12 protein-coding genes are annotated in these 12,240 nt (G+C 58.8%); 9 read left to right on the top strand and 3 right to left on the bottom strand.

The window, feature by feature from the left end:
- Positions 1-10: 10 nt before the first annotated feature.
- The 9 genes from A6U86_RS13635 to A6U86_RS13595 all read left to right on the top strand — a co-directional run bounded on the left by A6U86_RS13635 (position 11) and on the right by A6U86_RS13595 (position 9,631).
- Complete coding sequence (locus A6U86_RS13635) at positions 11-1,009, top strand: 4-hydroxyproline epimerase (RefSeq protein WP_068391780.1); 999 nt, start codon at positions 11-13, stop codon at positions 1,007-1,009.
- A 26-nt stretch (positions 1,010-1,035) separates the two neighbouring features.
- Positions 1,036-2,022: a GlxA family transcriptional regulator gene (locus A6U86_RS13630; RefSeq protein WP_068391777.1), complete on the top strand. Its 987-nt coding sequence runs from the start codon at positions 1,036-1,038 to the stop codon at positions 2,020-2,022.
- 250 nt (positions 2,023-2,272) lie between these two features.
- Positions 2,273-3,208: a sugar-binding transcriptional regulator gene (locus A6U86_RS13625; protein WP_068391775.1), complete on the top strand. Its 936-nt coding sequence runs from the start codon at positions 2,273-2,275 to the stop codon at positions 3,206-3,208.
- A gap of 87 nt (positions 3,209-3,295) precedes the next feature.
- Positions 3,296-3,925: an SIS domain-containing protein gene (locus A6U86_RS13620; protein ID WP_068391872.1), complete on the top strand. Its 630-nt coding sequence runs from the start codon at positions 3,296-3,298 to the stop codon at positions 3,923-3,925.
- 4 nt (positions 3,926-3,929) lie between these two features.
- Positions 3,930-5,420 (top strand): xylulokinase, encoded by a 1,491-nt coding sequence (locus tag A6U86_RS13615; RefSeq protein ID WP_068391772.1) that lies wholly within the window; start codon positions 3,930-3,932, stop codon positions 5,418-5,420.
- Positions 5,389-6,411, top strand: a complete 1,023-nt coding sequence (locus tag A6U86_RS13610; protein ID WP_068391769.1) for an ABC transporter permease — start codon at positions 5,389-5,391, stop codon at positions 6,409-6,411. Before A6U86_RS13615 ends, A6U86_RS13610 begins: the two co-directional genes overlap by 32 nt.
- 71 nt (positions 6,412-6,482) lie before the next feature.
- A complete protein-coding gene (locus A6U86_RS13605) occupies positions 6,483-7,439 on the top strand; it encodes a substrate-binding domain-containing protein (RefSeq protein ID WP_068391765.1) in 957 nt (318 codons plus the stop codon).
- A gap of 66 nt (positions 7,440-7,505) precedes the next feature.
- Complete coding sequence (locus A6U86_RS13600) at positions 7,506-8,996, top strand: sugar ABC transporter ATP-binding protein (protein WP_068391762.1); 1,491 nt, start codon at positions 7,506-7,508, stop codon at positions 8,994-8,996.
- Positions 8,978-9,631, top strand: coding sequence for a ribulose-phosphate 3-epimerase (locus A6U86_RS13595; protein ID WP_068391759.1), 654 nt, complete (start codon positions 8,978-8,980; stop codon positions 9,629-9,631). The genes A6U86_RS13600 and A6U86_RS13595 overlap by 19 nt, the downstream gene beginning before the upstream one ends.
- 201 nt (positions 9,632-9,832) lie before the next feature.
- On the opposite strand, the gene A6U86_RS13590 is transcribed toward A6U86_RS13595, so the two are convergent.
- From A6U86_RS13590 to A6U86_RS13580, 3 genes are all read right to left on the bottom strand, one after another.
- Positions 9,833-10,507: a 4-carboxy-4-hydroxy-2-oxoadipate aldolase/oxaloacetate decarboxylase gene (locus A6U86_RS13590; RefSeq protein WP_068391757.1), complete on the bottom strand. Its 675-nt coding sequence runs from the start codon at positions 10,505-10,507 to the stop codon at positions 9,833-9,835.
- A gap of 100 nt (positions 10,508-10,607) precedes the next feature.
- Positions 10,608-11,444: an ABC transporter substrate-binding protein gene (locus tag A6U86_RS13585; RefSeq protein WP_068391754.1), complete on the bottom strand. Its 837-nt coding sequence runs from the start codon at positions 11,442-11,444 to the stop codon at positions 10,608-10,610.
- Between the two features lie 31 nt (positions 11,445-11,475).
- Positions 11,476-12,240 (bottom strand): amino acid ABC transporter ATP-binding protein, encoded by a 765-nt coding sequence (locus A6U86_RS13580; protein ID WP_068391869.1) that lies wholly within the window; start codon positions 12,238-12,240, stop codon positions 11,476-11,478.

The raw sequence follows: 12,240 nt of genomic DNA, 5'->3' as shown, positions 1-12,240 counted from the left end.
AAGACCTCGAATGCGTCACAGCTTCTTCTGCATCGACTCCCACACCTGCGGCAATCCCGTAAGGCTCGTTGCCGGCGGCGGCCCCTTGCTTCCCCATCTTCCGATCGCAGAACGTCGTGAGATATTCGTGCGCGATCATGACTGGGTTCGGCAAGCCTTGATGTTCGAGCCGCGCGGGCATGATATCATGTCAGGTGCAATCATCTATCCGGCCTTTCGTGAGGACTGCGACTTTGCCGTGATTTTCATCGAAGTCAGCGGATGTCTGCCCATGTGCGGCGCCGGGACGATCGGTTTGGTAACCGCGGCAATCGAGGAAGGCCTCGTCACTCCGCGCGTTGCCGGCAAGCTTTCTATCGAGACGCCGGCGGGCCGCGTGGACATCAACTATGAAAAGCCCGGCGAATTCGTCGAAGCCGTCCGCATGTTCAATGTTGCAAGCTACCTGCACGCGGCTGATGTCGAAGTGGAAGTGCCGGGGCTCGGCGCCTTGACGATCGACGTCGCCTATGGCGGCAACTACTACGCTGTCGTCGAACCGCAGGGGAATTGGCCCGGATTGGACGGCATGTCGAGCGACGACATCGTCGACATCAGCCGGAAGCTACGGGATGCGCTCGAACCGATTTGCCATCCGGTTCATCCCGAGCATGAATTGATCAGAGGCGTTCATCACGCTTTGTGGTGCGATGCGCCGACGAGCGGCAAGGCCGATGGACGGGGCGCGGTGTTCTACGGTGACAAAGCGATAGACCGTTCTCCAGGCGGCACCGGAACTTCAGCACGACTGGCGCAATTGCATGGCAAGGGCCGGCTGAAAGTTGGCGACAGCTTTTGGCAGGAGAGCCTGATCGGCACGATGTTCGAAGGTCGCGTCGAAGCAGAGATCGAAGTTGGCCACTTCAAGGGTATCAAGCCCAGCGTTGGGGGCTGGGCGCGGATCATCGGCCACAACACGATCTTCGTCGACGATCGCGATCCCTTGGCCTATGGTTTCCAGATAAAATAGAAGGGCTCGGCCGGGCGAGGCGTTTTATGAAATCCGTCAAAGATGAAGTTAGACAAAGCCCCCTGAAAGTCGGGTTCATCCTGGCGCGATCATTTACTCTGTCCGCCTTCGCGCTGTTCGTCGATACGCTGAGACTGGCAAGCGACGAGGTTGACAAATCCGGCCGGATTCTGGCCGACTGGCAGGTGTTGGGTAGTACTCCCCATCTCATCACGTCGAGCTGTGGCGTGCAGGTCGCGCCGACGTCCGATTTTATCGATCCTCACGAATTCCACTACATCGTCGTGGTTGGCGGGCTTCTGAACTCCGATATCACCATCGACAGCCAAACTTCGAATTATCTGAAGAAAGCCGCGGCGCAAAAGGTTCCGCTGATCGGGCTCTGTACTGGCACATTTATTCTGGCCCGACTGGGGCTTATGAAAGCGCATCAAGCCTGTGTCAGCTGGCTGCACTATCAGGCATATCGGGAGCAGTTCCCGGGCCATCCGGTTCGCTCGGACCGCCTGTTCAATCTCGACCGGAACCGCGGCTCCTGCGCCGGCGGTAGCACAGCTGCCGACATGGCCGCTTTTCTGGTCCGACGACATATCAGCAGGGACGCGGAGCGAAACGCTTTGGAAGTGCTGCAGATCGAGCGGGCGCGATCCGGGTTGGACATACAGCCGCGCAAGCCGCTTGACATCCAATGCCGGGACCCGCGCCTCAAAGCTGTCCTGATAACGATGGAGAGACATACTGAAGATGTCGTGCCGACCGAAAACCTCGCCGCATCCGTTGGATTATCACGGCGACAGCTCGAGCGGTTGTTCATGGAGGAAATGAAAACGTCTCCCGGAATTGTCTACAAACGCATCCGCATGGAACGCGCACGGCAGATGGTCCTCCAGACAAAAGCGCCGCTCATCGAAATCGCACTAGAGGTTGGCTTTGACAGCGCTTCCCACTTCGCACGGCTCTTCCGCAGGCTCTACGGGCAGTCGCCGACTGAGTTACGTCGCGCACGAACCTAGGACGTTCACCGGAAACCCATCTCGTTAAACAGACGAGATTTCGGCAAGGCGATCGTGGCGGCTCTTGAATAGATTCAAACCGCCGACCCACTAATTGCTTATTTCTTAAGCGCGCAGCTTTTCTACCATACCATCGTGGGCGTATTACGAACTGGTACTTCCAGCGGCCGTGCAAGGAGGGCATTGCCGATGCCCAATCTATCTGTCAAATAGACGGCAATGTGCAACAAATGAGCAAAGATGATCTCATATGCCTCGGCGCCCTCTCCAGAAACTGCAAGCCTCTCTCGTCGCTCGCCGCTTTTATATAGAGCAGCAGACCAAATCCCAGATTGCTGATGAGCTTGGAATATCGCGGTTCAAGGTGGCGCGACTGCTCGATACGGCTCTGGCTGACGGGATCGTTCGGATCGAAATCAACGATCAGGGCGACATCAACACGGAACTCGCGGAAAGGCTGCGGCAGAAATTCGGTCTGAAGGCTGCCCTTGTCCTCGATGGTCCGGACGTGCCCACCAGTGCACTCTTTGAATCTCTGGGCTTGTTGGCGGCAGATTATCTTGAGGAATCCCTGACAGACGGTCAATTGCTCGGGATCTCTTGGGGGCGAACCCTATCGGCGACGGCCAAATCGCTGACGCGCCTTCCCCGGGTGGATGTGGTTCAGGCAGGCGGAAGTCCCGCAGGTCTCGATCTGTCGCAGAACCCGACCGAACTCGTGCACCGTTTCGCGCAAGCCAGCGGCGGCGTCGCTTATCCCCTGTTCGGCCCCATGTGGGTCGACGACCCGGATCTCATCACTCGCCTTCGCAACGAAACCTCGATTGCGAAAGCAATGTCCCGCTACGACAAGATCGACGTCCTGGCCGTCGGCATAGGCTCGTGGCGGCCTGAAGAATCCTGTCTCTGCTCGGGCTTTCCCGAAGACTGGCGGCGCGACGCGCTGAAGAAGAATGTCTGCGCCGACGTCTGCGCCACCTTGATCGACGAAAATGGCGCGAGCGTCCCCAGCCCTCTGGATCAAACCGGTCTGTGCCTCTCCACCGAACAGCTTCGGCGGATACCGGAGCGTGTCGGGATCGGCGGCGGGCTGGAAAAGGCCGACGCCATCAGGGCTGCACTTAAAGGGAACTGGATCACGACACTGATTACGGATGCAGGCGTTGCAAGGAGGCTTGTTGCCTAACATTCAAATTGCTCAAATGAGCGAATATATACTCACTTGACGATTTTTGAAGCTTGCCCTATGACTCCGTTCATCAGGGAGGCTTTTATGCAGTCAGAACATCAGTGGGTCAGCATTGCCAAACAGGTCATCCGTGCGGATGCCGCGGCGGTTCTGGGAGCGCTCGAATGGGTCGATGCGGCCTTTCTCGAGGTCGCGAGGAAATTTATCGAGTGCAAGGGCAAGATCCTGGTCACGGGTAGTGGCACCTCCGGCGCCGTCGCCAGTCGCGCTGCGCATCTTCTTTCGGTCGGCGGCACTCCCGCCTTTTATCTTCCGCCAGCTGACGGCCTTCATGGAGGTCTCGGCGTCCTGCAGCCGGAAGATTTCGTCCTCGCCCTTTCCAAGGGCGGAAGCTCAGACGAGCTCAACCACTTCTGTCAGCGCGCAAAGACGCTTTGCTCCGGCCTGATCGCCATCACGGCCGATCCAGAGTCCGCGTTGGCAAAGATGTCCGACCACGTCATTCAACTCACCCTGCCCGCTGGTATTGATCTCGGAGCAGTCGTGGCGACGGGCAGCTCACTGGCAACGGCTGCGATGACGGACGCCCTGGTCGAGGTGTGCCGAGTGGGCCGGGGATACGGTTGGGACAAGCTACTGTTCACGCATCCGTCGGGTGCCGTTGGCCGGGATGCAGAAGAAAGCCTCAAGCGCCTGCACAGTGTAGAGGACTAAGACGATGTCACGGGATCTCGTCGCCGGCATCGACTCCTCGACCCAATCCTGCACAGTCGTGCTCAGAAGACTGGAAGACGGGGTGGTCGTCGCGCAAGCACGCAAGCCGCACCCTCCGACGACGCCGCCGCGCAGCGAGCAGGCTCCAGAAGCATGGTGGCAGGCTCTCGTCTCGGCTTTCGGCGAATTGGAAACGTTCCTGCCTCGCACCGCGGCGATTTCCGTCGGCAGTCAGGGACATGGTCTCGTGATGCTTGGGGCAGACGGGCTGCCGCTTCGCGACGCGAAACTGTGGAACGATACCGAGTCTGCAGCCGATGCGATGGAATTGCGCCGCAAGCTTTCGCTTAAGGATTGGGCGGATCGAACTGGTTCCGTCCCTGCTCCGGCCCTCACCATCAGCAAGCTTGCCTGGACGGAGCGCGTCTATCCCGGTCTGGTCGCCAAGGCGCGGCACATCATGCTCCCGTCCGACTACCTGTTGTACCGGCTCAGCGGTCGGGCAGCGACGGAACGTGGCATTTCCTCGGGAACCGGCTGCTTCAACCCCTTCAAGAACGAGTGGGACTATTCGCTAGCGGCGCTCGCCGTTCCCGGCATCGACTGGGAGCGCGTGCTTCCTGACATTATCGGATCAGGTGAGGCGTCGGGGATCGTGCAACGGATCGAGGGGCTGGAACAGCTTCAGGGAGCAATCGTCGGCGCCGGATCGGGCGATAACATGACCGCAGCGCTTGGCATGGGTATTCGAAAAGGCGATGTCTGCATCTCGTTTGGGACAAGTGGCACGGTCTACGGCCGGACGCCAGTCGGGATCAAGGATGAAACCGGCGCCATCAATGGCTATGCCGATGCCGCGGACGCGTTTCTTCCAATGATCACAACACTCAATTCGGCGAAGGTGACCGACGCCTTCCGCCGCATCCTGCGCGCCTCCACCGACGAATTCGATGCGATGGCACTGGCAACGGAGCCGGGTGCGGGCGGACTTGTGCTTGTTCCCTATCTCGACGGTGAGCGCACGCCAGATCTCCCGAATGCGACCGGCGTGCTTGCCGGCATCCGCAGTGATATCGAACCCGGACAGATCGCCAGGGCAGCCATCGAAGGCGTCATCTGCGGATTGCTCGAAGGCGGAGACCTTTTGGCCTCGCACGGTCTTGGGATGGACGGTCGTTTGATCGTCACAGGAGGGGCTTCGCGTTCCAAGGCCTATCGCCAGATACTGGCCGACCTTACCGGCAAGCCCGTCTGGACCTGCGATATTCCAGAGGCAGCTGCAGCCGGAGCAGCCGTTCAGGCCGCTGCCGCAGCAACCGGGCGCAGTACTTCCAAGATCGCAGAGGAATGGCGGCCACAATACAACATCGTGGCCGAGCCGCTCGAACGAAACGCCGCACGCATCGAAGAGGTGCGGAGCGCCTACAGGGCAGCCCAGCCCCTCGCACAGTGGAGGAAGGACAATGACGGACATGACGCAACTCCAGCCGCATGAAGGCAAGGGAATAAGAATTCCCACCGAAGCAGGAATAGCCTTCGTTCTTCTGGTTGTGATGATCGGGGGCGCCATCGCGTCTCCCAATTTCCTGACGCTGTCGAATCTCTTTGTTCTCCTTCTGAATGGGGCAGTGATCGGTTTCCTCTGCCTCGGTCAGTCTTTCGTTCTCTTCACCGGCGGCATCGATCTTTCATGCGGGTCCATCGTGGCGATGACCTGCGTGCTTGCCGCAGTCTTCATCGAATATCTCGGGCTGCCATGGCCGGTCGCCGCGGTATTGGTTCTCGCCTCGGGAGCGCTTGCAGGTGCACTGAACGGCGTGATCATCGACAAGACCGGTGTGCCGCCCTTTATCGTTACCTTTGCGATGATGGGCGTGGCAGCTTCGATCCCGCAAATCATTACGGGCGCGGAATCGATCCGTGTGATGGATTTCGGCTACCGGTTCATCGGCCAGGCCAAGATCTTCGGAATCCCCTTCCCCGTCATCGCTCTGGCAGTCGCCATCATTGCAGCGGCCGTGTTCATCAAGCGCACGGTGACCGGCACCCACATCTTTGCGGTCGGCGGCAATGCAGAAGCAGCGCGGCTTGCCGGCGTCAGCACATCCCGCATTACCGTCCTCGTCTATGCAATCTCCGGCTTCTGCGGCGCCTGCGGCGGGCTGATCTACGGCTCACGGCTGATGACGGGCTATCCCACAGCCGGGCGCGGCGACGAGCTCTTCTTCTCGATCGCCGGGGCCGTCGTTGGTGGTGTCAGCCTGTTCGGCGGCATCGGTTCGATCTACGGCGCGATGATCGGCGCGATGTTGATCGCGACCATCTCCAATCTCATGAACGTGCTGAATGTCAGCGCCTATTGGCAGCCCCTCGTCATCGGCGTGATCATTCTGGTCGGCGTGACCTTCGATACCATGCGGTCTTCCAGCCGGCTTTCCCTCCCCTGGGTCGCTCTCATCAAGCAGAAGTTTTCGGCCAACGCCTGAGGCGTGAAGCGAGACGGAGCCGGCCGGTCCGGCAATCGAATGACATTCATCAATCATAAAGGAGGAGAACGATGAAGAGAGTTCTGAAGAATTCACTGTGGGCCGCATTGGGTATCTCACTTGCGATGTCGGCCGCAGCCGCACACGCTCAGGACAAGAAGGTATTGGGTGTTGCCCTGCCGAACCTGACGAATCCCTACTACGTCGCCATGAAGAAAAGCTTCGAGGAAAACGGCACGAAGCAGGGCTTCGAAGTCCGCGTCCTCATCGCCGATAATGACGATGCCAAGCAGCTTTCCCAGGTGCAGACGCTCGTACAGCAGGGCGTATCGGCCGTTGCCCTCAATTGCGTGTCATCGGGTCCGTGCGTTGCCTCGATTTCAGAACTGAACCAGGCAAAGATCCCGGTCTTCACCATCAATCTCCTGCCTGATCCTGCGGGTCTCAAGGCTGAAAACCTGAAGGTCGAGCAGGCCGTCCAGACCGACCAGAAGGCCGGCGGCGTCTATATCGGCAAACAGTTGCTCAAGGACATCGGTGCTGACGGCAAGGCCGTTGTCGGCATCGTCGGTGAGCCGACGTCGGTGGCCGCCAATGCCCGCGATGATGGTTTCAAGGAAGGGCTGGCTTCGAACCCGAACGTCAAGTTCGTCGCCCTCGTCAACGGCAAGGTCGAGGAAACCACCTCGCTCAAAGTCACGACCGAAATGCTGCAAGGCCACCCGGACATCACTGTTGTCTACTCCGACACGGAGCCATCAGCTCTTGGCGCCCTGGCCGCGATCCAGCAGCTTGGCCGCGACGACGTGAAGCTCTATGCCTTTGTCGACAAGCTCGGCGTCAAATACATCGAAGATAATTCCGTCCTCAAGGCGGGCGCGATCCAGGAGCCTGCGAAGCTCGCCCAGATCCAGGTCGAGAACATCAAGAAGTTCTTCGATGGACAGAAACTGGAACCGGTGATCAACAACCCGCCGCTTCTGGTCAACAAGGACAATGCCGCCGAGACGGCTGACAAGGCGTACTAACGCTCGCAAGGGTGCGCGGCTGCCAGCCGCGCACCCCTTTCCATCGAAACCTGGAGGGAATGCCACATGTCGAGCTACAAGGCCGAAGGCGTTACAAAGTCCTTTGCAGGCGTCGGCGTGCTGCATGGCATTGATTTCGAGGTCAAACCCGGCACGATCCATGGCCTGTTCGGACATAACGGTGCGGGCAAGTCGACCTTTCTGAAGATCCTCGCCGGCGCCCAGCCTCAAGACGATGGCGCGCTGACGGTGGACGATGAAGCCGTGCGCTTTGACTCACCGCGAGAGGCGCTCGCCAAAGGCATTGGCTGTGTCTATCAGGAGCTGCGCCTCATCCCGAACTTGACGGTCGCCGAAAATCTTTTCCTCGGCCGCGAAGTCACAGTTGGCGGTTTCAAGCGCACCGCGGAAATGAACAGCTATTGTAAGAAGCTTCTTACAGGCTATGGCCTCAACATCGATGTGACCCGAACCGTCAAGGGGCTCTCCCATCCGGAAAAACAACTTCTCGAAGTCATTGCAAACCTTGAAGGCAAGGTTCGCTATCTTTTTCTCGACGAACCCACGACAGCACTGGATGGCAAGCAGTCGGCAGACCTGCTCACGCATGTTCGCCGGATTGCACTCGAGCGCAACATCGGCGTCGTTCTGGTTTCGCACAAGCTCGACGAAGTCCTCACCGTCTGCGATGAGGCCACCGTCCTCTCGGGCGGAAAGGTCGTCTATTACGCCTCCGGCAAGGATGTCAGCAAACAAGCCATCGTCGCTGCCATCGTTGGAGACGCCCATGGAAAGCACGTAGCCACGCGGCATGAGGAAAGGCCGGGGGGCGACATTTTTCTGAGGGTGCGGGGACTGACAGGCAAGCGGCTCAAGGGCGCCGATATCGAGGCGCGGCGCGGTGAGGTTCTTGGCCTCTACGGTCTGGTGGGCTCCGGCCGGACCAGATTCCTGCGAACATTGTACGGAATGGAGCCGATTACTGCCGGGACGATCGAAATCGCTGGAGAGCCATACAGACCTTCGAATCCGAGGCAAGCCATTAGAACGGGAATCGCGTTTCTCACGGAAGAGCGCAAGATCGACGGATTTATCCCACTGATGTCCTCCTTCCAGAACGTTATCCTTTCAACCCTGCCGAAGTATCGAAGAGGCGGGTTCGTCGACCTCGCCGGCGCGCGCGCCTCTGCCCAACGTACTCTCGGCTCTATCGGCACCCGTGGGCGCCTCGATGAGCCCACCAAGTCCTTGTCCGGCGGCAATCAGCAAAAAGTTCTGCTTGGCCGTATCATCGAGCAGAATGCCGACCTCATCCTGTTGGACGAGCCGACCAAGGGCGTCGATATCGGCGCCAAGTCGGATATCTACGACATCATCCGCCGCCTCGCCGATGAGGGCCGTTGCATTGTCGTCGTATCCTCCGAAGAGGAGGAGTTGATCGAGATCTGTGATCGCATCGCGATCTTCCAGCACGGCTATTGCAATTCGGTCCCCAAACCGGTTGCAGACTGGTCGCTGCCGAAGCTTCGTGAAGCTGCATGGGCACCAGCGGCATGACGGCTCTTTCAGCTTCGGTTTATGCTGCAAATCCCTTTCGTCTGGCAGAGGAGATCGAGGCCGTTGTCGCCAATGTCGAATCCTTGCATCTCGATGTCATGGACGGCACGTTCGCTCCCGAATACGGTTTGAACGCGCGCGTCATCCACAGTCTTAGCGAGTGCGCGCCGGTACCACTCGATGTCCATCTCATGGTCGTGCACCCAAGGAGGCCGGCGACGCGTTTCGCTGAGATGGGCGTAAGATCCGTCGCAATCCATCTGGAAACAGAAGACAATTTTGCAGACCTCTCCCGGATTGTCCGCAGCAATGGTGCGAAAGCATACGCAGCACTCCGCCACACGACACCTCTAGCAGCCCTGGATCCCCTGCTTGATCACATTGACGGCTGTCTTCTTCTCACGGCGCCGGCCGGTGGGGGCGCATTTGACGAACATGCCTTCGAACGCCTCTCTCGGCGTCCGGATGGCCTTCACACGGTTGTCGACGGCAAAATCGGGCCTGATCATTTCGAGCGCTTGCAAGATCTAAATGTCGACGTTGCTGTGGTCGGGGCCGCTCTGTTCTTCGCTGGAGAAACCAGGAGAAGAGCAAGGATATTCGCGGGAATGCTTGACGGCAAGCTCGGTAGGTAGATAGGCTATTGAATTACATACGAAAATTACCGTATTTTCCGCTTTGCGAAAGCCAACAACTGCTTCAGAATAGTCGCGCATTTCATATGCCCGCCTCTGGTCAGCAGGGTCAATGCCAAGCGGAAAGGCGGGGATGCGGGCGCGACTATAAAGTGTCGTGTTCACAGCGCAATAGGCGTGCGTAATGTCCGCCAGGACCCTTCAAATATCTATGATCAACCCTTTGGCCTTTAGAACCGGTTCAAGCCTGCTGACCTCGATGACCGATTTTCCCTGCTTATAGGCTTCGATATAGGCAGCCTCCGCATCGTCTCGCTCCTGCGAGAGCCGCGCAACATCAAGCGCTTCTTCCCGACGAACGACAACGAGACCGTCTGCATCGCCGACTATAATATCACCGGGGTTGATTGTCTCTCCGCCGACGATGATCGGATCGTTGACAGCTGCGATCGTCTCTTTCACCGTGCCCTTGATGCAGACGCTGAACGAGAACACGGGAAAGCCGAGTTCCCTCAGGTGAAGCGTGTCGCGCACGCCGGTGTCGGTCACCAGGCCGCCGATGGCCTTGGCAAGGCAGGCATTGGCCAGAACATCGCCGAAGGATCCCGCTTCTTCATATTCGCCCGCGGATACAACGATGATATCGCCCGGCTTGGCATAGTTGATGGCCAGCTGGAGCATGATGTTGTCGCGCGGCGCGCACTTCACCGTAAACGCCGGGCCGCAGAGCTTCATGCGATAGTCCACGGGCTTCAGGCGCGACGAAAGCGCGCCGCGGCGACCCTGGGCCTCATGGATCGTCGCCGGCGAGAATTTCGAAAGTGCGGCGACCTCTGCCTGGCTCGGCCGTTTGCTGATATCTTTGATGTGGGTCACGGAAACCTCCCATGGTTAAGCGGGCGGCGCAGATATCCGCCGCCTGCGATCAATGACAATTTTGGGTTGGATGATTTCTAACGGGTACGGGAACGCAGCCCTATGGGATCGGGTCGAATTTCAATTCGGAGATCGGCACCACCTTCTCGGTGCGGGTCATCTTGTATTCGGTGTTCGGGCCCAGCCACTTTTCCCAGATCCTGTTGATCTCGCCAGTGTCGTCGAGCTTATGCAGGATGGCGTTGATCTTTGCGGTCAGCGCAGGCTGCTCCTTTTGCATGCCGATGCCGACCGGCTCCAACAGCAGGGGATCCTCGATCATACGCATCTGCTTGCCCTTCGTCTTCGATTGGTTGACGAGCAGTGTCGTCGTCATGGTATTTGCGACCATGCCGCGGGCTTTCCCCTGCTGGACGGCCAGATAGGCCGATCCCGTATCCTGGAACGTCAGAGGGTCGGATTTGTTGAGCTTGATCGCCAGTTCGGAAGTTGAACCCTTGGTCGAGGCGAGGCGCTGGCCCACGTAGTCGGTCTTGCTCTTGCCTGCGTCATCGCCCAACACAACCAGCATTTCCTTGGCGATATAATAGGGATCGCTGAATTGGATCTGCTCGGCCCGGCTTAATGTATAGGCAAGATTTGCGACCGTGATGTCGACCCTGCCGAGCTTGACTTCGGGCACACGGGCTTCGACCGAAATCGGCTTGATCTCGGCCTTGACGCCAAGTTCATTTGCGATTGCCTTGCACAGGTCCACGTCGAAGCCTGCCATTTCGCGGGTCTTCGGATCGGGTGAGGAAAACGGCGGAACATCGGCATAAGTCGCGCAGCGAAGCGTCTTTGCCGACATGATCGTATCGAGCTGATCGGCCTTGGCCGGCAAGGCGGCAGCGAAGCCCGCCAGCGCGGATATGACAGTCACGTATTTCCAGTTCATTGCTGTTCTCCTTGTTATTGGTTTCTGATGCTTAGTGGCGCAGATCGGAAAGAAAACGCTGAGCTCTGGGATGCTGAGGGTTCTTGAAGAATTCTTCGGGAGGAGCGGTCTCGAGGATCTCACCGGCATCGATGAACCAGATTCGGTCCGCCACATCGCGGGCGAAGCCCATTTCGTGCGTGACGCACAGCATGGTCATTCCTTCGGCCGCCAGGCTTTTCATGACACTGAGGACTTCGCCGACCATTTCAGGGTCAAGCGCACTCGTCGGCTCGTCGAACAGCATAACCGGCGGCTCCATCGCAAGCGCCCGGGCGATTGCCACGCGTTGCTGCTGGCCGCCGGAAAGCTGGGCAGGATAGGCATTCGCCTTGTCGGCCAAGCCCACTCTGTGAAGCAGCTTCGTGGCCTTGTCGCGGGCTACGTTTGCCGGCACGCCCTTGATCCGGATAGGCGACATGGAAATGTTGTCGATCACCGACAGATGCGGAAACAGGTTGAAATTCTGAAAGACGAAACCGATCCGGCTGCGTAACCGATTGAGCGCCCCACTCGCCATTGGCGCGTGGATGTTTTGCCCCTCGAAGTTTATCGAACCGCTATTGATCTCCTCCAGCCTGTTGATCGTGCGGATGAGGGTGGACTTGCCGGAGCCGGAAGGCCCGCAAATGACAACCACCTCGCCACGACTGACCTCGGCATTGATATTCTTCAACACCTGATAATGACCGTAGCTCTTGCAGACCTCGTGAAGGCGTATCGCCTGAGCGTCGTCCTGCGACCCGGAAACTGGGAT

The sequence above is a fragment of the Rhizobium sp. AC27/96 genome (assembly GCF_001692325.1).
Taxonomy (GTDB): Bacteria; Pseudomonadota; Alphaproteobacteria; order Rhizobiales; family Rhizobiaceae; genus Rhizobium.
Note: the sequence above shows the minus strand (reverse complement) of the source record. Positions and strands in the feature narration are given on the sequence as shown.